Origin of the sequence: Caballeronia sordidicola (assembly GCF_000729995.1) — a bacterium.
GTDB classification, from domain to species: Bacteria; Pseudomonadota; Gammaproteobacteria; order Burkholderiales; family Burkholderiaceae; genus Caballeronia; species Caballeronia sordidicola_A.
Window position 1 is genome coordinate 38,101 of the sequence record NZ_JNFG01000215.1, and the last position, 20,710, is coordinate 58,810.

Here is a 20,710-nt window from a genome sequence, read left to right on the forward strand (position 1 = left end):
CCAAATATAAATTTGCAGTTCGAGTAAATAACAGGAGATTCGACATGGCGAAAGCAGTGCGCTTCCATGAAACCGGCGGTCCCGAAGTCTTGCGCTATGAACACGTTGAAGTGGGCGACCCCGGTCCCGGACAGGTTCGCTTGCGCCATGAGGCAGTGGGCCTGAATTTCGCCGACACCTATTTCCGCAGCGGCCTCTACCCCGTGCCCATGCCTGCAGGCATGGGTGTCGAGGCAGCAGGTGTGGTCGAGGCAATCGGCCCCGACGTGACCGACGTCGCGGTCGGCGATCGCGTGACCTACACCGGCTTTCTCAACACACTCGGCGCCTACAGCACTGAACGCCTGGTCCCGGCGGCGCCGCTCATCAAGCTGCCGGATGCGATCTCTTGCGAAACGGCGGCCGGCATGACGATGCGAGGCCTGACCTCGTCGTACCTGATGCGCCGCATCCACGATTTCAAGGCGGGTGACACCATCCTGCTGCATGCCGCCGCCGGCGGCGTCGGCCTGATTGTGTCGCAATGGGCGAAGCTGCTGGGTCTCACCGTGATCGGCACAGTTTCGAACGAGGCGAAGGGCGAGGTGGCCCGTGCGCATGGCTGCGATCACATCGTCTACTACAGCCGGGAAGACGTCGCGAAGCGCGTGCGGGAACTGACCAACGGCGTTGGCGTGGACGTCGTGTTCGACAGCGTCGGCAAGGATACCTTTGAGGCGTCACTCGATTCGCTCCGGCGCCGTGGTTTGATGGTCTGCGTCGGCACGGCGTCCGGGCCGATCCCGCCGTTCAATCCACAGATTCTGGCGATGAAGGGTTCGCTCTACCTGACGCGCCCCGCGCTGGCGGACTATATCGCCGACCCCGCCGAGAAGGATGAACTCGCCGGTGAACTCTTCGGGCATGTCGCCGCAGGCCGCATCAAGATCGAACTCAACCAGCGTTACGCGCTGGAGGATGCGGCGCAGGCCCACCGCGACCTTGAATCGCGCAAGACGACCGGTTCGTCGGTCTTCGTCATCTGAGGAGAACGCCATGCGAGTCGAACAATTGACCTGCGCCATCGGCGCCGAACTGGTCGGCGTGAATCTTGCCGATGCCATCGACGATGACGGCCTGTTTGCCGAGATCCATGCGGCGCTGCTCAAGCACCGGGTGCTGTTCCTGCGCGACCAGGACATCTCGCGCGCCGAGCATGTTGCGTTTGCGCGCCGTTTCGGCGAACTGGAGGACCATCCTGTTGCCGGCAGCGACCCGGAACATCCGGGCCTCGTGCGCATCTACAAGAACCCGGATCAACCCAACGACCGGTATGAAAACGCGTGGCACGCGGATGCCACCTGGCGCGAGGCGCCGCAGTTCGGCGCTGTCCTGCGCTGCGTGGAGTGCCCGCCAGTCGGCGGCGATACGATGTGGGCAAACATGGTCCTCGCCTACGAGAACCTGCCAGACCACGTCAAAACCCAGATCGCAGACCTGCGCGCCCGCCACAGCATCGAGGCGAGCTTCGGTGCCGCGATGCCGATCGAAAAACGTCTCGCTCTCAAGGCGCAATTCCCGGACGCGGAGCATCCCGTTGTGCGCACGCACCCGGAGACCGGTGAGAAGGTGTTGTTCGTGAACGCCTTCACCACCCATTTCACCAACTACCACACGCCGGCGCGCGTGCGCTTCGGGCAGGACGCCAATCCGGGCGCGGGTGAGCTGCTGCGCTATCTCATCAGCCAGGCCTGCATCCCCGAGTACCAGGTCCGCTGGCGCTGGAAACCCAACAGCATTGCGATCTGGGACAACCGCAGCACGCAGCACTATGCAGTGATGGACTACCCGCCGTGTCACCGCAAGATGGAGCGCGCCGGAATTATCGGTGACAAGCCGATATGACACCCACCATCCTCATGGTGCCGGGCCTGCGCGACTACGTTGCGGAGCATTGGCAAACGCTGCTGGAGCAAAAGTTGCCCAAGGTGGTCTCGGTGCCGCCGCTTGAGCACGGCAAACTCAGTTGCGCGGCACGCGTCGCGGCGCTCGATGCTGCCCTTGCGAAAGTCGATGGCCCGGTGATCCTGGTCGCGCATAGCGCGGGCGTGATGATCACGGTGCATTGGGCCCAGCAGCACAGCCGCAAGATTCACGGTGCACTGCTCGCCACTCCGGCCGACCTTGAGACGCCGCTGCCGGCAGGCTATCCAGCCTTCGATGCGCTCGCTCAGAATGGTTGGCAGCCAATTCCACGCAAGCCGCTGCCGTTTCCAAGCATTGTCGGTGCAAGCCGCAACGATCCGCTCGCGCAGTTCGAGCGTGTCGCGGCGATGGCGAAAGACTGGGGCAGTCGGCTCGTCGACCTTGGCGAAGTCGGTCACCTGAATCCCGCTGCGGGGTTTGGCGAATGGCCGATGGCGGAGACACTGATCCATGGACTCGTCTGATCAGATAGCGGTTGGCGCGGTCGATGAACTCGCGCCAGGCCAGCGCAAACTGGCCTTCGTCGATGGCCGCAGCATTGTCCTGTTCAACATCGACGGCACGATCCACGCAATCGACAACGCGTGTCCCCACAACGGGGCCTCGCTAGCAAGCGGTCAGTTGGAGGGATGCGTGCTGCGCTGCCCGGCGCATGGTCTGCGCTTCGACCTGCGAACCGGCCGCATGCCAGGCGCAGGCGGGCTGAGCTTGACAACTTTCCCGGTCCGGGTCATCGACGGAAAGCTGGTCGCGAGTCTTGAGGACCCGGCCACCAGTCCCGCGCAGGGGCCGGCGTGCAATGCGGAAGCGTGATCCGGGCCGCGCGGGAACATGCAGTCATTCAGGGGAACAAGGATGCAAGGTTTAATGATGCAGCAACCGCTGCTGGTTGCGTCACTGCTCATGCACGCTGAACGCCACCACGGCGAACAGGAAATCGTGTCACGACGGGTCGAAGGTGATATTCACCGGTACCGGTACCGGGATTTTGCGCAACGCGCGCGCCGCATGGCAAATGCCCTCGCTGGCCTCGGCATCCAGCCGGGCGAGCGGGTCGGGACGCTGGCGTGGAACGGCTACCGGCACATGGAGCTGTACTTCGCCGTGTCTGGGGCCGGGTCCGTGTTGCACACGCTCAACCCGCGTCTGCACGTCGATCAGCTCGCGTACATCATCGAGCATGCGCAAGATCGTGTCGTCTTCTTCGACTTGACGTTTCTGCCGTTGATCGAGCGCGTCGCGCCGCGGGTCAAGAGCCCGAAGGTTTTCGTGGCAATGACCGACCGTGCGCACATGCCGCAAGACCATGGCCTGTCTACGATGCTGCTGTGCTACGAGGATCTCGTCGATGGTCACAGCGACGCCTTCGACTGGCCGCTGCTGGACGAAAATAGCGCGTCATCACTGTGCTACACGTCCGGGACCACCGGCAATCCGAAGGGGGTGTTATACAGCCACCGCTCGACCCTGCTGCACACCTACGCGGCCGCGCTGCCGGATTCACTGAACTGTTCGGCGCGAGATGTGATCCTTCCGGTCGTGCCGATGTTCCATGTGAACGCGTGGGGATTGCCGTATATCGCCTGCATGGTGGGTGCGAAGCTGGTGTTTCCGGGGCCGGCGCTGGATGGCAAGTCGCTTCATGACCTGATCGAGGACGAACAGGTCACGCTGTCGGCTGGCGTACCGACCGTCTGGCAAGGACTGCTTGCGCATGTCGAGACGATCACCGGTTCGTTTTCATCGATGAAACGCACGATTATCGGCGGCGCTCCCTGCCCGACCGCCATGACGACGGAGTTCCAGCAGCGCCATCACGTTGACGTCCTGCATGCGTGGGGCATGACTGAATTGAGCCCGGTCGGCACCGTCTGCAGTTTCAAGGCGCATCAGATGTCTCTTCCCGTTGAAGAGCGCTACGCGCTTCAGGCGAAGCAGGGACGCCCGGTATTTGGCATCGACATGAAAATCGTCGACCTGGAAGGCAACGATTTGCCGTGGGACGGCGCAGCAACCGGCGACCTCCTCGTACGCGGTCATTGGGTCACGCAGGCGTACTTCGGCCATGACGGCAGATCGCCGCTGCGCGACGGCTGGTTTCCGACCGGCGACGTCGCAAAGATCGATCCGGACGGCTTCATGCAGATTACCGATCGCAGCAAAGACGTCATCAAGTCCGGCGGGGAATGGATCAGTTCGACCGACATCGAAAACGTCGCGTATCTGCACCCCGAAGTCGCGACGGCGGTTTGCATCGCCGCACGGCATTCGAAGTGGGACGAGCGGCCGCTGCTGCTAATCGTGAAAAAGCCTGGCAGTGCGCTCGCCGCAGATGAACTCCTCACGTTCTTTGACGGCCGGGTTGCGAAGTGGTGGAAGCCAGAGGCGGTGGTGTTCGTCGACTCGATTCCGCTCGGTGCAACGGGTAAGGTGCTCAAGAACCAGTTACGGGATCAGTTCGGCGACTACTACCTGTCGGCCTGAGACGCAGACACGGCAACAACACAGTTTCATTCGAGCAACAAAATCATAAGCCGCCGGGTCCACCCGGGGCGCCCCACACCTGGAGGAGACGCAATGAAATTAAAATCGTATAGCTTGGCAGTGCTGATAGTTTTTTCAGCGGCGGCCCATGCGCAGTCGTCGGTTACGCTCTATGGCGTACTCGACAGTGGATTCCTGTATCAGAGCACCTCGGCCGCAACGTTCCAGCCGAGTGCGCATAACCTGGGGCATGTCTATGAACTCAAGGACGGCGGCATCTATTCCAGCTACTGGGGCCTGAAGGGCGCCGAAGACATCGGTGGCGGCTACAAGATCACGTTCAAGCTGCAAGGCACGTTCAACACCACGAACGGCAAGTTCGGGCTGACCGATACACCGGGCACGACCGCGCTCTTCAACCAGTTTGCGACGGTCGGCGCAACCGGGCCGTTTGGCACGTTCGACGCCGGCCGGCAGATCATCCCGATGATCTACGCGATGGCGGAAACCGACGTACGCGGCGCACAGTATTTCGGCAGCATCCTGACTTCGTGGCTGGGCATCAATCAGGCGGCCGGCTGGCCCGGTACCAGCACGAACGCACCAATCGGCGCCCTGTATGACAGCAACGCGCTGGTCTACAATTCGCCGAAATTCTATGGCACCTCGCTTGCGCTCGAGTACGCGCCGGGCGGCGTCGCGGGACAGTTCCAGGGCGGCACACGCGAGTCGGCCGTACTCAAGTATTCAAATTACGGTCTGAACCTGTCCGCGGTGTACTACAACGGGCATGACACCAACCCGTATCCGCTGACTTATCCAGCGGCTCCGGCTGTGCCGGCGACAGGCTCGGACAATAACCGCTTCTACTATTTCGGTGCGATGTATACGATCAGCGGCTTCTCGGTATCCGCCTCGTACGCTATTGGCAAGAACCCGGCGAAGAGCAATAGCGTCGACTTCGAAATGGTGTCGGGCGGCCTTGGCTACCAGTTCAATCCGGCCTTCAAGATCACGTCCGGCTACTACTACCTGAAAGACCGGAACAATTCAGCGAATCACTCGAGCGAGTTCGCAGTAGGTGCGGAATACAACCTGTCCGTGAGGACCAAGGCGTACGCGCAGGTCGGCTATGTCAACAACAAGGGGACCATGAACCAGACGATCATCTATGGAGCCCCAGTTGCACCCGGTGTCTCCACCACTGCGGCCATGGTCGGCATTCGCCATAGCTTCTGATTCCGTCACCTTCATGAACCGGAGTAATCCATGAAAACAAACAAGGCACTCGAGCTGGCGGTCGCCGCATGGTTCGTTGCAGCGTCTACAACCGCGTGGTCCCAGCCCGGTGATGCAGCCAGTGCGCCCGCCAGTGCGCAAGGTGCGTCCGGGATGGCGGCATCGGGCGCTGTGGCTCCCGTAGGCAGGAAAGCGGACCGTGCCCTGCGCCGCAGGGTTTATGCCGCCATCGGCAAGGACAAGGAAATCAGCGCCGGGGACATCAGTGTCATCGCGAAAGACGGCGTAGTGACACTGAATGGCACGGTCACGGAAGCTGCCCAGATCGGCAAGGCTGAGGCGATGGCCAGGGGCGTTTCCGGAGTGACGTCGGTGACCAACAAGCTGACGGTGAAAAAACCGTTTGGCGGCATGTAAGCTGTTGTAGTCAACCACGAAGTACGGCGCGGCCGAAGACAATGGGTCACGCCGGCTTCTACCAATCGGCGGCGATGCCCGAGTGGGTGGCCTCAAGCATCCACCGCCTCCTTACGAGCCTGAAGAAGACGCTTAAATGTCTTGGGTTGCATTCCGCCCAACGTCTGTAACTGGCCGGCTCCTGCCAGCCGCTGACTGGTGGCAAGGATTCAGTCGTGCCCATCACCGACGTATCGCCTAAACCCGCCTCAACCCGCCGCAATTCCCAGCAGCCACGCAAGCAGTGGTTTCAATTTCTCGCGATACTCGTTACGCGGCGGATGCACGAGGTAATACCCGGAACCCGTTTCAAGCACGCGTTCGAACGGCGCCACGAGCGCGCCGCTCGCCAGGTTCTCCTGCACGAGATTCAAGTCTCCCAGCGCCACGCCATGACCTCGCACCGCCGCGCCAAACGCGAGATCGAGCGTGTCGAACACCTGCTCGCGATACGTATGCGACGCGAGTTCATCGCTTTCCTGCTGCAGCCATAACATCCATCCGCGCCTGCCAAAACTGGAATGCAGCAGCGTGTGATGCTTCAGATCGGCAGGCTGCGCCAACGGATGCGGGCCATGCGCGGTCTGTGGCGAGCACACAGGCGTCAATCGTTCGCGCATCAGGCAGGTCGCCTCGAGTCCTTCCCATCGTCCATTGCCGAACAGGATCGCTGCGTCCAGCGTGCCTTCGCCGAAATTGGTCGGCAGGAACCACGCGGTGTCGATGTTCAACTGCGTGCCCGGCACCTCGGCATAGAAGTCGGGAAGGCGCGGCAACAGCCAGCGTGCAGCTAGTGTAGGCGTGACTCGTAGCGTGATGGTCTGGCCGCCGGTGCTGATGATATGCATCGACCGGCGCGCGGTCGCAAGCAGCTCCTCGACGATAGGCACGAGCCGCTGGCACTCCGCCGTCGGCACCACCATCCGCGTGTGCCGCACGAATAATGCGCAGCCGAAATACTCTTCGATCTGCTGGATATGCCGGCTCACCGCGCTCTGGCTGAGGAACAACTGCTGCGATGCCGCCGTGAAATTACCGCACCGGGCAACAACCAGCAGCGACTGCAGCACATTAAACGGCGGATAGCGTTCGATTTTCATTTATGCAAGTTGTGCATGGTAACCATGAGATTTTACCGTTTGTCGCTTAAAAATTGGCGTTCATAAAATCGGCTCGAAAGTTAAGGCTTCTTGCCCGATCCAAAGCGCAAGAAGCCTTCTGACGAGCAGGGCGCCTGGCGACATACCGCCTCCACAGGTGCGCAATCAAACCATCCACTTCCAGGGAGTTTTTGCATGACCCAACATTCAGACCGGCTGTGGGGTGGACGCTTCAAGACTGGCCCGGCGCCCGCACTGACCGCGCTTTCGCGCTCCGACCCGAGCTTCTTCCGGCTTGCGCCGTATGACCTCGCGGGCTCACGCGCGCATGCGCAGGAGCTCAGACGCGCTGAAATCCTGACGGCTGACGAACTGCAGCAACTGCTGAGCGAAATGGATCGGCTGGAAGCGCAGTTCCTGGCAGGCGAGGTCGGCCCGACGCTCGACGATGAAGACGTGCATACATTCCTCGAACGGGAATTGACGCAACGCCTGGGCGCAACCGGCGGCAAACTGCGCGCCGGCCGTTCGCGCAACGATCAGGCAGCGAACGACCTGCGTCTCTTTCTGCGCGACAAGGCGCGCACGCTGGCGCAAGCGGTCATCGATTTGCAGAATGCATTAATCGAACAGGCGAACGCGCACGTGCATAGCGTGAGTGCAGGGTTCACGCATTTGCAACCGGCGCAACCGATTGTGTTCGCGCATCACTTGCTCGCGCATGCGCAGTCGATTTATCGCGATGTCGACCGGCTGGTGGACTGGGATCGGCGCAGCGCGCGTTCGCCGCTGGGCGCGGCAGCGCTGGCGGGATCGGCGATATGCAGACGGCCGGAGTTGTCGGCGGCGGAACTCGGCTATGACGGTCCGTGTGAAAACTCCATCGACGCCGTCGCCTCGCGCGACCACGTTGCCGAGTTCGTGTTCATCACGAGCATGTTGTCGGTGAACTTGTCGCGGCTTTCGGAGGAAGTCATTCTCTGGACCTCGCGCCAGTTCGGCTGGGTCGTGCTCGACGATGGTTACGCAACCGGCAGCTCGATCATGCCGCAGAAGAAAAACTCGGATATCGCCGAGCTGACACGTGGAAAAGCCGGCCGGTTGATCGGCAACCTGAGCGGCTTGCTTGCCACGCTCAAGTCGCTGCCGCTTGCTTATAACCGCGATCTCGCGGAAGACAAGATCGCGGCGTTTGATTGCATCGATACCCTCGAACTCGTGCTGCCCGCCATGGCCGGCATGATCCGCACGATGCGCGTGAACGTGGATGAAATGCGCCGTCAGGCGCCGCTCGGGTTCACGCTCGCCACTGAAGTTGCCGACTGGCTCGCGCTGCGCGGCGTGCCATTCAGCGAAGCGCACGAGATCACCGGCGCGTTGGTGCAGGCCTGCGAGGAGCAGGGGATCGAGCTCTCCGAGGTATCGGCCGCGACGCTTGAAAAGGTCGACGCACGGCTGGAACCCGCAGTGCTGGACCACGTGACCCTCGACGCAGCGGTGGCCGCGCGCAGCGGCTTTGGCGGCACTGCGCCGGTGCGCGTGGCCGAGCAGATCACGCGTTTGCAAACGGCGCTCGATAAGCAACTGGCATGGGCCACTTCATACGGTGGACCGACATGCTGAGCGCTTACCAGGACATGACACCGGGCGATGCGATCGAAGCAGATTACACGCAACTGGAATACGTGCGTCGACGTCATTGGGGGCGATACATTGCGTCGGCCGTGATCCTGGCGATCGTGGTTTATATCGGGCTCGCGTTCGCGCATGGGCAGATCGAATGGCGTTATGTCGCGCGCTTCCTGACAGCTAAATCGGTCCTCACTGGCCTCGCCAACACCGTCGTCATGACGGTGCTTGCGATGGCATTGGGCGTCGCTCTGGGTGTCGTCACCGCGATCATGCGGCTGTCGACCAATCCGGTGCTGCAGACGGTCGCGCAAGCCTACGTATGGTTGTTTCGCGGCACGCCAGTGATCTTGCAATTGCTGCTGTGGTTCAACCTCGCGCTGGTGTTTCCGTCGATAGGCATACCCGGTCTCTTCGAGTTTCGCACCGTCGACGTGATGACGCCTTTCCTCGCCGCATTGCTTGGGCTCGGTATCAACCAGGGCGCGTATACATCGGAAGTGGTGCGCGCAGGGCTGCTCGCGGTCGACACCGGCCAGTATGAAGCGGCGAAGTCTATCGGCATGCCAAGGCTGCAGGCGCTGCGCCGCGTGATCCTGCCGCAGGCCATGCGCGTGATCGTGCCGCCTATTGGCAATGAACTGGTCGGCATGGTCAAGCTCACTTCGCTCGCCAGCGTGATCCAGTACGCGGAGATGCTGCACAACGCGGAGAACATCTACTATGCCAACGCCCGGGTGATCGAGCTGCTGATGGTCGCGGGCATCTGGTATCTCGTGGTGGTGACGGTGCTGTCGTTCATGCAGTCGCGCGTGGAGCGGTTTTACGCACGCGGCGCGGGCCGTCCGTCGGGCCGGCAATGAACCCGGCGATTGAAATGGAAACCCTTCCCATGAGTTCAATCGATGCAATCGTTCGTGCCGTCGACGTGCGCAAGTCCTACGGCGATTTCAAGGCGCTGCAAGGCATCACGCTCGACATTCCGAAAGGCGAAGTGCTGTGCGTGATCGGACCGTCCGGTTCGGGCAAGAGCACGTTCCTGCGCTGCATCAACCAGCTCGAAGAGATCAACGATGGCGCGTTGTGGGTCAACGGCGAACGAGTAGGTTACCGGCGCGTGGGCAACAAGCTGCATGCATTGTCGGAGAAGCAGGTCGCGCGTCAGCGGCTGGCGACCGGCATGGTGTTCCAGCGTTTCAACCTGTTCCCGCACAAGACCGTGCTGGAGAATGTGATTGAAGGGCCGGTGCAGGTGCTCAAGCGGCGTCGCTCGGAGGCGATTGAAGAAGCGCGTGCGCTGCTCGAACGCGTGGGCCTTGCTCACAAGTGCGATGCGTTCCCGGTGGAACTGTCAGGCGGGCAGCAACAGCGCGTGGCCATTGCACGAGCGCTTGCCATGCATCCGCAACTCATGCTCTTCGATGAACCCACTTCCGCGCTTGACCCGGAACTTGTTGGCGAAGTGCTTGCCGTGATGCGCGACCTCGCCAAGAGCGGCATGACGATGATCGTGGTCACGCACGAACTCGGCTTCGCGCGTGAAGTGGCCAATCGCATTGTGTTCATGGATCAGGGGCAGGTGGTGGAGAGCGGCACGCCGGAACAGGTGCTGTCGAATCCCCAGCATCGACGCACGCAGGATTTTATTTCCGCCGTGCTGTCATGATTTTTATTTGTGGTTCCAGCGTCGTTGGAACCCGGTCTGACTTTTACCTTCAGCGAGTTTCCATGAATGTTTCCCTCCGCTTTCGCCAGCTTGCCGCGCTCGTAACCGGCGCAATGGCATTGCATGTGGTGCCTCTGGCACACGCCGGGACACCACCGTCGATCGGCAAGAGCACGCTGGTTGCGGCCATCGTGCCGAACTATCCGCCGTTCGAATACAAGGACCCGGCCACCGACAAGCTGATGGGTTTCGACGTTGACTTAGGCGTTGCGATTGCCGCGAAACTCGGCGTCAAACTGCAGTGGGAAGAGACCGGCTTCGACCAGATGATGAGCGCACTGACCACGCATCGTGTCGATGTGATCCTCTCAGGCATGACCGACCTGCCGTCACGCCGCGAGGCCGTGAACTTTCTCGACTACGTCACGGGCGGTCCGCAGTTCTACACCGTCAAGGCGCGTGTCGGCGAATTCGCCAGCATGGACGCGCTGTGCGGCAAGTCGGTGGGCGCGAGCCGCCGTACGTCGTGGCCTGACGACATCGCGACCTGGAGCAACGAGCATTGCGTCAAGGCGGGCAAGAAGCCGGTCAATGTAAGCGGCACGAACGGCTCGGCGGATGCACGCGTGCAACTGCGCCAAGGCCGTATCGATGCCGCGGTGCAGGGCGGTGAAACGCTGCCGTACCAGAACTCGGTGGAGGAGAGCGCGTACGCGCCGATCGGCAAGCCGTTCCTGTCGCAGTACAACGGCATCGGCATGGCGAAGGGCAACGCGGCCTTGAATGCGGGACTGACGGAAGCGCTCAACGAGCTGATTGCCGATGGCACGTATCAGAAGATCCTGGTGAAGTGGGGTCTGCAGGAACACGCGGTTCAAAAGGCGCTGATCGATGCCAGCAACTGACATTCAACAGACGGCCCCGCGCTGGCCTCAGGGCAATCGATCCTGCGTCGCGCTGGCTTTCGACCTTGACGGCCCGACCGGCGACGCCATGCTCGACGGCTCGATCTGGAGGAACCCTTCATACTTCACGCTGGGCAGCTATGGCCCCTGGCGCGCGTTAGGACGGTTGCTTGACATGCTTGGCGACAGGAAGGTGCCGGCCACGTTTTTCGTGCCCGCATGGGTCGTCGAAAACTGGCCGGAACAGTGCGCGGCGATCGTGGCGCGCGGTCATGAGATCGGCTATCACGGCTATAAACATGAAGCCTTCTGGACGCTCGATGCCGACGGCCAACGCGCGGTGATGGAGCGCTCGGCGCGAGTATTCGACGAGTACCTCGGCATCCGCCCAGTCGGTTTTCGCACGCCGTCGGGAGACTGGGGACCGGACACGATTCGCGTACTGATGGAAGCGGGCGTGCGATATTCGAGTTCCATGCGTGGCGACGACCGTCCGTATCTGCTGCATACGGCGGGCATGGCCGAACCTATGGTCGAGATCCCCGGCCGCTGGGAAATGGACGATTACGCGTCGCTCGCGTATCACCGCAATCCGAATTTTCCGGCGAGCCTGGATCGCATCGCAAGCTACGACACGACGCTCGATAACTGGCGGCGCGAGTTCGATGGTTCACATCGCGACGGGCTTTGCCTGACGACGCTTTTTCATCCGAAGGTGTCGGGCAAGCCAGGCAGGATCGCGTTGCTCGAAAGCCTGATCGATCACATGCATGAGCAGGGCGGCGTGTGGTTCGCCACGTGTCGCGACGTCGCGCAATGGTGGCGCATGAATAACGCCGACCACGCCTCACCGACTTCGCAGGAAGCTTCCAGATGAACTCTTTACGCTGGCCGCAGAACGCGCGTTGCGCGGTCGTTGTCACGGTCGACTTCAACGACGAACACGGCATCCTTACGCAAGAGCCCCGGATCGCGGGGCGCGAGAAATCTCTATCAGTATGGCGCTATGGGGCGAAGCGCGGGGTGGATCGCGTGCTCGATGCGCTCGAGGAATACGAGGTGCGTTCAAGCTGGTTCGTGCCCGGTCGCGTGGCTGAAACGCACGCGGATCTGGTGAAGCGCATCCATACGCAAAAGCATGAGATAGGCAACAGCGGGTACGTCTGCGAGGACTTCGATAGGCTCACGCTCGATGCGCAAAAAGACGCGTTCAGGAAGGGACAAGATGCGCTCTCTCACGTGCTCGGACGGCGTACGCAAGGTTTCCGTTCGTTCACCGGCAACTGGGCGCCGGGCTTCGCGGACTTCCTGCGCGATGAAGGCGTGACGTGGTCATCATCGTGGCGCGGCGATGATCTGCCGTACTTTCATCTGCCGGATACGGATACGGACGCGTCGCTCGCAGCGCCTCGTCTGGTCGAATTGCCGCTGCACTACGAGCTGGAAGACGAGCCTTACTTCGCTTATAACCTTTCACCAGCAGTCCCGGTTGGGCAGCCGCGCATTCCTTCCTATCGCGAAGTGTTGCGGAACTGGAAGCATGATTTCGCCGCGTTTCATCGATTCGGATTGTGCTTTGTGCTGAGGCTGCACCCGGAGATTATCGGCACGGCGGGGCGCATCGATGTGCTGCGCGAACTGCTCGCCGATATCCGCTCACGCGACGATGTGTGGTTCGCCACCGGCTCCGAAATGGCTGCATGGTGGAGTCAGAGCGTTGAAGCCAACGAGCCCGGGCATCCGGTCGAAGTGTACGCGCGGCATCGGCGGGAGGAAGCGTGAACGCGTCGTCTTTATCTCAGCGCCTGGCGACGTTCGTTGCCGAGACTCCCGCCGACACGCTTCCCGCACCTGTCGTGCACAAGGCGAAGCGCCATATTCTCGATACCCTCGGTGCTTCGTTGGGCGGTGCGACGGGTGTGGAAGCCCGCAGCGCCCGCGCAGTGATGGGCAGGGGCAGCAGCGGTGAAGTAACCGCGTGGGGCACGTCACAGGCCTTCAATCCCCGCGATGCGGCCTTCGTCAACGGCGTGGCGGCGCACGCGCTAGAACTCGATGACGCCGGCGGCTGCGATCACTCCGGCGCGGTAGTGCTGCCCGCCGCATTCGCGGCGCTTGCGTGCACGCAGCGACCCGTATCGGGCCGCGAGTTCCTGATGGCAGTTGTGCTCGGCTACGACGTCGGCCGCCGCGTGCTGGAAGCGTGCGGCGGTTATTCGCCTCATAACAACTACGGCTGGCATTCGACCATGACGTGCGGCGTGTTCGGCGCGGCCGCCGCCAGTGCGCGCCTGCTCGGTCTCAATGCCGCGCAGACCGCAGCAGCGTTCGGCCACGCGGCAAGTTTCAGCGGCGGGTTGTGGGGTTTTATTCACGATGCATCGCAGACCAAGCGCATGCATACGGGCCGTGCGGCTGAAGGCGGCTTGCTAGCCGCGTTGCTCGCCCAGCAGGGCGTGAGTGGCCCGACGCAGGTGTTCGAGGACGTGTGGGGAGGTTTCTTCAACGCGTTTGCACGAGACACGCAAATGCCGAATGCGCTGCTGGCGGAGCTGGGTGTTGTCTGGAAACTCATGCGCTGCTCGATCAAGCCGCACGCGGCATGCCGCAGCACCCATGCGGCCGTGGATGCCACGCTTGACCTGCTGCAAGGACGCGCGGTGGACCTGGACAAACTCGTTGGCGTGCACGTCAGACTCAGCGCCTTCGTGAACCAGATGTGCGGCGGCCGTGACCTTGGCACGCTTGCTTCCGCGCAAATGAGTCTGCCTTACGCGATCGCCACCGTGCTGGTGAATGGCCATGCGGGAATCGGTGCGTATCTCGACGCGCAGCGTAACGACCCGCGCATCGCAGCCGCAATGGAACGCGTCACGCTCGAGATCGATCCGTCAATGTCCGATCTCGACGAGCCTGTCATCACGTTCACATTGACCGATGCCGAACCGCGTTCGCGGCAGGTCAACGTGCCGCTTGGCGACCCGCGCAACCCGGTTTCCGATGCGGACCTCGCCGATAAATACCGCACGTTGGCCGCCATGACGATCCCGCAAGCATCAGTGAACGCGCTTGAAATCGCCGTGCTCGATCTGGACAATCTCGCCGATGCGCGCACCCTGACGCAATGGCTGCAAGGCGACGCCGACGCAAGACCTGTAGTGCGTTAATCGATACCCTGACCTTCAACAAGACCTCTTTAAAGGTGCGTCTTCCATGAACAAGCTGAACCCGATCCGTGCCGTTTCCAGCCTGATGGCACTCTGCCTGTCGACGTTTCTCTTCGCGAGCGGCGCGCATGCGCAGGCCTTGCCCGATGCCATCGCCAAGTCGAAAGTGATCAAGGTCGCGGTGAATTCCATCTATCCGCCGATGGAATACAAGGACCCGGAAAGCGGCGACCTGGTCGGTTTCGATATCGATCTGGGCAACGCCATTGCCAAGGAACTGGGCGTGAAACTGGACTGGCAGGAGTCGGCGTTCGAGCAGTTGTTGCCGTCGCTGGCAACGGGCCGTGTCGATATGATCCTGAGCGGAATGAGCGATGTGCCGGGCCGCCGCGACACCGCCGATTTTCTCGACTACCTGAACTCGGGCGCGCAGTTTTATATCATCGCGTCGCGTGGGAACGAGATCAGGCAAGCGGCGGATCTCTGCGGCAAGTCGGTTGGCACGAGCCGCAGCACGTCCTTCCCGGGCGACACGGCCGCATGGAGCGCACAAAATTGCGAGGCGGCCGGCAAGCCCGCCATTACGGTGTCTGGGACCGAAGATACTTCCGCTGCGCGCATGCAGTTAAAGCAAGGGCGGATTATGGCGGGCGTGCAAGGCAGCGAAACGCTGCCGTATGCAATGAAGCTCGAACCGAATACCTACAAGCCTATCGGCGTGCCGTTCGCTACATCTCCTGAAGCCATTGCGTTCGCGAAGTCGAATCCGAAGTTGCGCGATGCAGTGCTCGGGGCGCTGAATAAACTGATCGCGAACGGGACCTATGCGGCGATTGTCGCCAAGTGGAACCTGCAATCGAGCGCGGTCAAGCAGGTGACGATGAACGCAGCGCCGGTACATTAGTCCTGCAGTCACGTGCCTTCGACCAGGATGCATCGATAGTCCGAACCCACGAACCGGTGCGTCGATGCATCCTGATACACGGGGTCGTAATACCACGAGCGGGCGGCATCGAATGACGGAAATTCGAGGACCAACACGCCCTCCGCGTTTGCACCTTCGAGTACCTCATGGCGTCCGTTGTACGCGCGAAATGTCACGGGATGATTCGCGAAGACTGCCTGCGATTTTTCTTTGTAAAGCTCCAACTGATCGGCGTCGCGGGTTTTTTCGCGGATGAAGATAACGTAGGCGGGCATGGGGTTCCGGGGGATTCGCTGGCGGCGCCGGATTGACCGGGTGAAGTTCATGGTACGTTTAGCTCCTGTCAGATACTGTCAGGAGTCAGGGTGTCCCGAACCGCTCGTTTATTGACCTTACTGGAGAGGCTGCGCGCGAAGCGTGTGCCGGTGACTGCGTCGGAACTCGCGTCGGACCTGGCCGTGTCCGAGCGCACGCTGTATCGCGACATTGCGACGCTGATCGAACAGGGCGCGCCGATCCACGGCGAAGCGGGCATAGGGTATGTGCTCAGGCCAGGTTTGTTCCTGCCGCCGCTTATGTTGAGCGAAGACGAGATCGATGCCGTGGTGCTGGGTCTGCGTTATGTGGACCAGCGCGGCGACGATGTTTTGCGTAAGGCCGCCGCTCAGGCGCTAGCGAAGATTGATGCGGTATTGAATGCGTCGGGCAAGGATGCCATGCGTGCCCCGACCGTCCATTCCGGCCCGCCGGTGCCGGACTTTCCCGCCAATGCCGTGCCGCTCACGAGCTTGCGCGGGGCCATTCGTGGCCAGTGCAAACTGCGGATCGCTTATCTGGACGGGCAAGGCGAGCCGTCGGAGCGTGTGGTCTGGCCGGTCGTGCTGGGCTTCCTCGACAATGTCCGCATCCTTGGCGCGTGGTGCGAAAAGCGCCAGGATTTCCGTAGTTTTCGCACCGACAGGATCACGTCCGCCGATGAAACGGGTGAGCGGTATCCAGGAGCGAGAGCGGTGTTATTGAGCCGGTACCGCACGCATCTGGCGAAGTCGACGCCTTGGTAGTCGTGAAAGAGCCAGCACTGTACGGTAACGCTGATCCGGCTGATCGATGAATCGGATGAAAATCTTTCATTTCGCGACCGAGCTGCGGGTTACGGTCAATTCATATGACGTCGCGCCGGTCGGGTAGCCATGATGCGCGCACCATCAAAGCACCTCCGCGTCGACGGGGAACGTTTTCATCGCCTCGCCGCCATGTTTCGCTGGATCAAATTGCGCGAGTTTTTCCGCTAGCGTGAACTTGCGCGCGCCGACCGGTTTGATGGATACGCCAATCTCTTCAGTCATCACATCAACTTTCTGCCCCACCTCAAAGTGGGCGGAGCGGGCAACGGCCGCGGGGATCCGCACAGCGAGACTGTTGCCCCACTGCTGAATCGTGAGTGTCGCGGTTATGGGCATGATCTGAACTCCGCAAATATAAATGTATCAATAAGCATATCTGAAGATCTTGTATGTTTCGACGTGCAGATACGCATTGGCAATGAAAATCATTTTTTCACCCGAGCTCGACCTGCGCCCGAGCGTGTCTAGATTCCCCAGGCCGAACGTACGCGGCTGCGGATGACAGTCACACAAGCCTCCTCGGGCGCTGTCGCGATACGATGAGCGCCGCGATCTGCGCAACAGACTACAGTGGTACGAATCCTTTAGAACGAACGACAACAAAAAAATGACAAACGAATTTCACGAGAAAAACCGTCTTTCCTGGGACGCGGCTACAGTAGCGCATAACAGTCACAAGGGCGATCAGGTTGCATTTTTCCGCAACGGCGGTTCAACGCTGTTCCCCGAGGAAGTCGAGTTGCTTGGCGGTATCGGCGGACTGGACCTGCTTCATCTGCAGTGCAATTCGGGGCAGGACACATTGAGTCTTGCACGTTTGGGCGCCAACGTGACCGGTGTCGATATCTCGGACGAAGCCATTCGCTTCGCGCGAAACCTGTCCGCGCAAACAAAGATCCCGGCGACATTCCACCGCGCCGACTTGCTGACCTATTTCGCCGAACAGGGAAGTATGCCGGGCCGGTTTGACCGCGTGTTTGCTTCCTATGGAACACTTGGCTGGCTTTCCGATATCGACGCATGGGCGCAAGGCGTGGCGCACTCCCTGAAGCCCGGTGGACGTTTTGTCCTCGTCGAATTCCATCCCTTCGCCATGATCTTCGACGAGCAATGGAAAATGCGCTACGACTATTTTGACCAGACCCCAATCGTAAGCGACGGCGTCAACGACTACGTCGCGCTGTCAGGCGAAGGACTGGCGCCCGATGGATACGAGGCAGGCTTTGAAAGCTTCGTGAACCCGCATCCGAGCGTCGAGTTCTTTTGGGGAGTCGGGGACGTTGTCTCGGCGTTGGCCAAAAGTAGTCTTGTCATCGAGCAACTTCGCGAGTATCCGTACGCAAACGGGTGGAAGGGCTTTGACGGCATGCGCGACAGCGGCGGCCGGCGTATGGTGCCTCCGCAAGACATGGTGCGGTTGCCGCTGATGTATGGCATCGCGGCACGAAGACCGGGGTAATGGACGAATCGCGGGGACGCTTTGACGTCATGGCTTGGCCTTGGCGAAACCCGCATACGCGTGATGCCCGGTCTAAAAATACGAGCTCGCGAGCATGGTCGGCGCTTAACAATCTGCTTAATCTATAAATGCGGTACCGGGCCGCCCGTGTTATTTTTCTGGGAATCGCATCCCGTAGCCTAACGTTCGAGGAGAACGCCAATGTCCGCCTTAGCCGCCGTTGCCGCCATACTTGCCGCGCTATTAATGGGGGCGATGAGCCCCGGTCCGAGCTTCGTGCTGGTCGCACGCAACGCGATCGGCTTGTCGCGCACGGACGGACTGGCAACCGCACTCGGCATGGGCGTGGGCGGCGTTTTCTTCAGCGGCATAGCGCTTGCCGGGCTCTATACGCTGCTGTCGGCGGTTGAGTGGCTGTATGTCGGCTTGAAGATTGCCGGGGGACTTTACCTGATCTATATCGCTTCGAAGATCTGGCGAGGAGCGTCCAGTCCACTGGTCGTGGATGACAGGCGCGGTGCGCAAAACCATAATCCGCGTAAATCATTCTGGATCGGCCTCACTACGCAACTCAGCAACCCGAAGACTGCCATCTGGTACGGCAGTATCTTTGCGGCCCTGTTGCCGCAACATCCGCCGCTCTGGTGCTACCTTATCCTGCCTCCCATGATCTTTGCGATTGAAGCAGGGTGGTACACCGTTGTGGCCTTGTGTTTCTCCAGCCGCCGTCCACGCGAGCTTTACCTGCGCGCCAAGAAATGGATTGATCGTTTTGCGGCTGGCGCCATTACCGCGCTAGGCCTTCGATTGATCTTCACCGCGCATAAAGCGGGTATCTGACAGCAATGCAACAACAGCCACTGGCGGGCCTGCCTTAAGCGGGCTTAGTCTAGTGGCTGATCATCCACGGCCGGCCAGCGGCTGTACGCGGCGCCGCTGGCGCCTCGGCGGAACGCGGCAGTTTGATCTTGCCGGAGCAGCAACCACATCCCGCGCCGTGGGCAGACGAACGAACTGGCTCATGCGCCGAACGTTCATTCACGGCATGCGCCGATCGCTTGGTACCCGAAAGCGAGGACAACTGCGGCGCACTTCGTATGACTCGGGCCGACAAGGTTTCGCACGTAGGGCAACTGGCTGGCGTGTCGCGTTCGGCCATGGCGCGCCTTGCGTCGAAGGGACCGCAATAAACACATTCGAATTCATACGTTGGCATATAAGGTCCTCGTGATCGTAATTCCGCGGATTCCCGGCTCACCATTGCTCGCCAGGAATCGAATAAAAAAATCGGCTACAGATCCAGCGATAGCGGCAGGTCAATCCCTCCCTTGATATGCTTGATCGGTCCGGCCGCATTCGGGCTGATGTCGAAGTCAAAGATCTGCGTGGGCAGCCATAGCGTTGCGCACGCGTTCGGAATATCAACGACGCCGCTGATATGCCCCTGCACGGGCGCCGTGCCGAGTATCGAATAGGCCTGTGCACGGGAGTAACCAAACTTGGTCATGTATTCGATCGCGTTCAGGCAGGCCTGCCGATACGCCACGTGCACATCGAGGTAATGCTGCTGTCCGGCTTCATCGACGGAAATGCCTTCGAAGATCAGGTAGTCGTTGTAATGAGGCGTGATCGGGCTCGGTTTGAAGATCGGGTTCTTGATGCCGTACTTCGCCATGCCGCCCTTGATCAGGTCCACTTTCATGTGCACCCAGCCCGCCATTTCAATCGCACCGCAGAACGTGATTTCGCCGTCGCCCTGGCTGAAATGCAGGTCGCCGACAGACAAACCCGCGCCATCCACATACACCGGGAAGTAGATCTTCGAACCGCGCGAGAGATCCTTGATGTCGCAATTGCCGCCGTGTTCGCGCGGGGGCACCGTGCGTGCTCCGGTCGCGGCGGCGGTGTCCCGCGCGGCCCCTTGCAGCTTGCCCATGTGAGCGGTCGGTGCGAACGGCGCATTCGCTAGCGGCGGCACGCGGTCAGGTTGCGTCGCGATGAAACCGATCTCGCGGTCGTTCCAGGTTTCAAGCAGCTTAGGGTCCGGTAGGCATCCAATCAGGCCCGGATGGATCAGCCCCGCGAAACTGACGCCAGGAATATGACGCGAGTCAGTAAAGAGTCCGTGAAAATCCCAGATACTTTTCTGCGCATACGGGAAATGCTCGGTCAGGAAACCACCGCCATTCTGCTTCGAAAAAAAGCCGTTGAAACCCCATTGGCTTTCCGCTTTGGTGCCTATATCGAGCAGGTCCACCACCAGCAGATCGCCTGCCTCGGCGCCGTGCACACCGACGGGTCCGGAGAGAAAATGGACGATCGACAGGTCGATGTCGCGGACGTCATCAGCAGAGTCGTCGTTCTTGATGAAGCCGCCGGTCCAGTCGTACGTTTCCAGAACGAACTCGTCGCCGGGTTTGACCCAGCACGCCATCGGAATATCCGGATGCCAGCGGTTGTGAACCTGCTCGTTGTCGAACGCGGATTGGTTAAGGTCGACCTTGATGAGCGTATCGGGCATGCAACTCTCCTTTTATAAGTACCGGCAGCACCGGCGAACAAATGGCTTTCTCTTCAATCTTCAACATCGT

23 protein-coding genes are annotated in these 20,710 nt (G+C 61.0%); 18 read left to right on the top strand and 5 right to left on the bottom strand.

The window, feature by feature from the left end:
• Positions 1–44 precede the first annotated feature (44 nt).
• From FH08_RS0146875 to FH08_RS0146905, 7 genes are all read left to right on the top strand, one after another.
• Complete coding sequence (locus FH08_RS0146875) at positions 45–1,025, top strand: quinone oxidoreductase family protein (protein WP_031364987.1); 981 nt, start codon at positions 45–47, stop codon at positions 1,023–1,025.
• A 10-nt stretch (positions 1,026–1,035) separates the two neighbouring features.
• On the top strand, positions 1,036–1,884 hold the full coding sequence (locus FH08_RS0146880; protein ID WP_031364988.1) for a TauD/TfdA dioxygenase family protein: 849 nt from the start codon (positions 1,036–1,038) through the stop codon (positions 1,882–1,884).
• The gene (locus tag FH08_RS0146885) at positions 1,881–2,429 is read left to right on the top strand and encodes an RBBP9/YdeN family alpha/beta hydrolase (protein WP_031364989.1); all 549 of its coding nucleotides are present in this window, start codon (positions 1,881–1,883) and stop codon (positions 2,427–2,429) included. Before FH08_RS0146880 ends, FH08_RS0146885 begins: the two co-directional genes overlap by 4 nt.
• Positions 2,416–2,778 (top strand): Rieske (2Fe-2S) protein, encoded by a 363-nt coding sequence (locus tag FH08_RS0146890; RefSeq protein ID WP_031364990.1) that lies wholly within the window; start codon positions 2,416–2,418, stop codon positions 2,776–2,778. The genes FH08_RS0146885 and FH08_RS0146890 overlap by 14 nt, the downstream gene beginning before the upstream one ends.
• A 42-nt stretch (positions 2,779–2,820) precedes the next feature.
• Positions 2,821–4,449, top strand: a complete 1,629-nt coding sequence (locus FH08_RS0146895; RefSeq protein WP_031364991.1) for a 3-(methylthio)propionyl-CoA ligase — start codon at positions 2,821–2,823, stop codon at positions 4,447–4,449.
• 93 nt (positions 4,450–4,542) lie between these two features.
• Positions 4,543–5,688 carry a porin gene (locus tag FH08_RS0146900; protein ID WP_031364992.1) on the top strand — a complete coding sequence of 382 codons (1,146 nt, stop codon included), beginning with the start codon at positions 4,543–4,545 and terminating at the stop codon, positions 5,686–5,688.
• 30 nt (positions 5,689–5,718) lie between these two features.
• Positions 5,719–6,105, top strand: coding sequence for a BON domain-containing protein (locus FH08_RS0146905; protein ID WP_031364993.1), 387 nt, complete (start codon positions 5,719–5,721; stop codon positions 6,103–6,105).
• 248 nt (positions 6,106–6,353) lie between these two features.
• On the opposite strand, the gene FH08_RS0146910 is transcribed toward FH08_RS0146905, so the two are convergent.
• On the bottom strand, positions 6,354–7,244 hold the full coding sequence (locus FH08_RS0146910) for a LysR substrate-binding domain-containing protein (protein ID WP_031364994.1): 891 nt from the start codon (positions 7,242–7,244) through the stop codon (positions 6,354–6,356).
• Between the two features lie 195 nt (positions 7,245–7,439).
• Here FH08_RS0146910 and argH point away from each other — a divergent pair, with 195 nt between their 5' ends.
• The 8 genes from argH to FH08_RS0146950 all read left to right on the top strand — a co-directional run bounded on the left by argH (position 7,440) and on the right by FH08_RS0146950 (position 15,515).
• The gene (gene argH, locus FH08_RS0146915) at positions 7,440–8,867 is read left to right on the top strand and encodes an argininosuccinate lyase (RefSeq protein WP_031364995.1); all 1,428 of its coding nucleotides are present in this window, start codon (positions 7,440–7,442) and stop codon (positions 8,865–8,867) included.
• Positions 8,861–9,736: an amino acid ABC transporter permease gene (locus tag FH08_RS0146920; RefSeq protein ID WP_051889069.1), complete on the top strand. Its 876-nt coding sequence runs from the start codon at positions 8,861–8,863 to the stop codon at positions 9,734–9,736. Before argH ends, FH08_RS0146920 begins: the two co-directional genes overlap by 7 nt.
• Before the next feature lie 29 nt (positions 9,737–9,765).
• Positions 9,766–10,539 carry an amino acid ABC transporter ATP-binding protein gene (locus tag FH08_RS0146925; protein WP_200878889.1) on the top strand — a complete coding sequence of 258 codons (774 nt, stop codon included), beginning with the start codon at positions 9,766–9,768 and terminating at the stop codon, positions 10,537–10,539.
• 62 nt (positions 10,540–10,601) lie between these two features.
• Positions 10,602–11,444 (top strand): ABC transporter substrate-binding protein, encoded by an 843-nt coding sequence (locus FH08_RS0146930; protein ID WP_031364998.1) that lies wholly within the window; start codon positions 10,602–10,604, stop codon positions 11,442–11,444.
• Positions 11,431–12,321, top strand: coding sequence for a polysaccharide deacetylase family protein (locus FH08_RS0146935; protein WP_031364999.1), 891 nt, complete (start codon positions 11,431–11,433; stop codon positions 12,319–12,321). Before FH08_RS0146930 ends, FH08_RS0146935 begins: the two co-directional genes overlap by 14 nt.
• A complete protein-coding gene (locus FH08_RS0146940; RefSeq protein ID WP_031365000.1) occupies positions 12,318–13,226 on the top strand; it encodes a polysaccharide deacetylase family protein in 909 nt (302 codons plus the stop codon). Before FH08_RS0146935 ends, FH08_RS0146940 begins: the two co-directional genes overlap by 4 nt.
• Positions 13,223–14,611: an MmgE/PrpD family protein gene (locus FH08_RS0146945; protein WP_031365001.1), complete on the top strand. Its 1,389-nt coding sequence runs from the start codon at positions 13,223–13,225 to the stop codon at positions 14,609–14,611. Before FH08_RS0146940 ends, FH08_RS0146945 begins: the two co-directional genes overlap by 4 nt.
• 46 nt (positions 14,612–14,657) lie before the next feature.
• Positions 14,658–15,515 carry an ABC transporter substrate-binding protein gene (locus tag FH08_RS0146950; RefSeq protein WP_031365002.1) on the top strand — a complete coding sequence of 286 codons (858 nt, stop codon included), beginning with the start codon at positions 14,658–14,660 and terminating at the stop codon, positions 15,513–15,515.
• An 8-nt stretch (positions 15,516–15,523) separates the two neighbouring features.
• On the opposite strand, the gene FH08_RS0146955 is transcribed toward FH08_RS0146950, so the two are convergent.
• Positions 15,524–15,811: a DUF1330 domain-containing protein gene (locus FH08_RS0146955; protein WP_031365003.1), complete on the bottom strand. Its 288-nt coding sequence runs from the start codon at positions 15,809–15,811 to the stop codon at positions 15,524–15,526.
• Positions 15,812–15,901: 90 nt separating this feature from the next.
• On the opposite strand from FH08_RS0146955, the gene FH08_RS0146960 reads away from it, so the two are divergent.
• Positions 15,902–16,597, top strand: a complete 696-nt coding sequence (locus FH08_RS0146960) for a helix-turn-helix transcriptional regulator (RefSeq protein WP_031365004.1) — start codon at positions 15,902–15,904, stop codon at positions 16,595–16,597.
• Between the two features lie 144 nt (positions 16,598–16,741).
• Here the strand turns inward: FH08_RS0146960 and FH08_RS0146965 are convergent, their stop codons facing one another.
• Positions 16,742–16,996, bottom strand: a complete 255-nt coding sequence (locus FH08_RS0146965) for an AbrB/MazE/SpoVT family DNA-binding domain-containing protein (protein WP_031365005.1) — start codon at positions 16,994–16,996, stop codon at positions 16,742–16,744.
• Positions 16,997–17,267: 271 nt separating this feature from the next.
• On the opposite strand from FH08_RS0146965, the gene FH08_RS0146970 reads away from it, so the two are divergent.
• Both FH08_RS0146970 and FH08_RS0146975 read left to right on the top strand, forming a co-directional pair.
• Entirely contained in the window at positions 17,268–18,119 is an 852-nt protein-coding gene (locus FH08_RS0146970) for a class I SAM-dependent methyltransferase (RefSeq protein WP_031365006.1), read from the top strand.
• 201 nt (positions 18,120–18,320) lie between these two features.
• Complete coding sequence (locus FH08_RS0146975; RefSeq protein WP_031365007.1) at positions 18,321–18,959, top strand: LysE family translocator; 639 nt, start codon at positions 18,321–18,323, stop codon at positions 18,957–18,959.
• A 49-nt stretch (positions 18,960–19,008) separates the two neighbouring features.
• On the opposite strand, the gene FH08_RS51190 is transcribed toward FH08_RS0146975, so the two are convergent.
• The gene (locus FH08_RS51190; RefSeq protein WP_326929023.1) at positions 19,009–19,380 is read right to left on the bottom strand and encodes a zinc ribbon domain-containing protein; all 372 of its coding nucleotides are present in this window, start codon (positions 19,378–19,380) and stop codon (positions 19,009–19,011) included.
• Between the two features lie 30 nt (positions 19,381–19,410).
• Entirely contained in the window at positions 19,411–20,640 is a 1,230-nt protein-coding gene (gene fmdA / locus FH08_RS0146985; protein WP_031365009.1) for a formamidase, read from the bottom strand.
• Positions 20,641–20,710: the final 70 nt, after the last annotated feature.

Coding starts and splice junctions, on each gene's coding strand:
- FH08_RS0146875 (WP_031364987.1), top strand. CDS start 45: ATGGCGAAAGCAGTGCGCTTCCATGAAACCGGCGGTCCCGAAGTCTTG.
- FH08_RS0146895 (WP_031364991.1), top strand. CDS start 2,821: ATGCAAGGTTTAATGATGCAGCAACCGCTGCTGGTTGCGTCACTGCTC.
- FH08_RS0146910 (WP_031364994.1), bottom strand. CDS start 7,244: ATGAAAATCGAACGCTATCCGCCGTTTAATGTGCTGCAGTCGCTGCTG.
- FH08_RS0146950 (WP_031365002.1), top strand. CDS start 14,658: ATGAACAAGCTGAACCCGATCCGTGCCGTTTCCAGCCTGATGGCACTC.
- FH08_RS0146925 (WP_200878889.1), top strand. CDS start 9,766: ATGAGTTCAATCGATGCAATCGTTCGTGCCGTCGACGTGCGCAAGTCC.
- FH08_RS0146975 (WP_031365007.1), top strand. CDS start 18,321: ATGTCCGCCTTAGCCGCCGTTGCCGCCATACTTGCCGCGCTATTAATG.
- FH08_RS0146880 (WP_031364988.1), top strand. CDS start 1,036: ATGCGAGTCGAACAATTGACCTGCGCCATCGGCGCCGAACTGGTCGGC.
- fmdA (WP_031365009.1), bottom strand. CDS start 20,640: ATGCCCGATACGCTCATCAAGGTCGACCTTAACCAATCCGCGTTCGAC.
- FH08_RS0146900 (WP_031364992.1), top strand. CDS start 4,543: ATGAAATTAAAATCGTATAGCTTGGCAGTGCTGATAGTTTTTTCAGCG.
- FH08_RS51190 (WP_326929023.1), bottom strand. CDS start 19,380: ATGGTGAGCCGGGAATCCGCGGAATTACGATCACGAGGACCTTATATG.
- FH08_RS0146885 (WP_031364989.1), top strand. CDS start 1,881: ATGACACCCACCATCCTCATGGTGCCGGGCCTGCGCGACTACGTTGCG.
- argH (WP_031364995.1), top strand. CDS start 7,440: ATGACCCAACATTCAGACCGGCTGTGGGGTGGACGCTTCAAGACTGGC.
- FH08_RS0146965 (WP_031365005.1), bottom strand. CDS start 16,996: ATGCCCATAACCGCGACACTCACGATTCAGCAGTGGGGCAACAGTCTC.
- FH08_RS0146930 (WP_031364998.1), top strand. CDS start 10,602: ATGAATGTTTCCCTCCGCTTTCGCCAGCTTGCCGCGCTCGTAACCGGC.
- FH08_RS0146890 (WP_031364990.1), top strand. CDS start 2,416: ATGGACTCGTCTGATCAGATAGCGGTTGGCGCGGTCGATGAACTCGCG.
- FH08_RS0146940 (WP_031365000.1), top strand. CDS start 12,318: ATGAACTCTTTACGCTGGCCGCAGAACGCGCGTTGCGCGGTCGTTGTC.
- FH08_RS0146920 (WP_051889069.1), top strand. CDS start 8,861: ATGCTGAGCGCTTACCAGGACATGACACCGGGCGATGCGATCGAAGCA.
- FH08_RS0146905 (WP_031364993.1), top strand. CDS start 5,719: ATGAAAACAAACAAGGCACTCGAGCTGGCGGTCGCCGCATGGTTCGTT.
- FH08_RS0146935 (WP_031364999.1), top strand. CDS start 11,431: ATGCCAGCAACTGACATTCAACAGACGGCCCCGCGCTGGCCTCAGGGC.
- FH08_RS0146955 (WP_031365003.1), bottom strand. CDS start 15,811: ATGCCCGCCTACGTTATCTTCATCCGCGAAAAAACCCGCGACGCCGAT.
- FH08_RS0146970 (WP_031365006.1), top strand. CDS start 17,268: ATGACAAACGAATTTCACGAGAAAAACCGTCTTTCCTGGGACGCGGCT.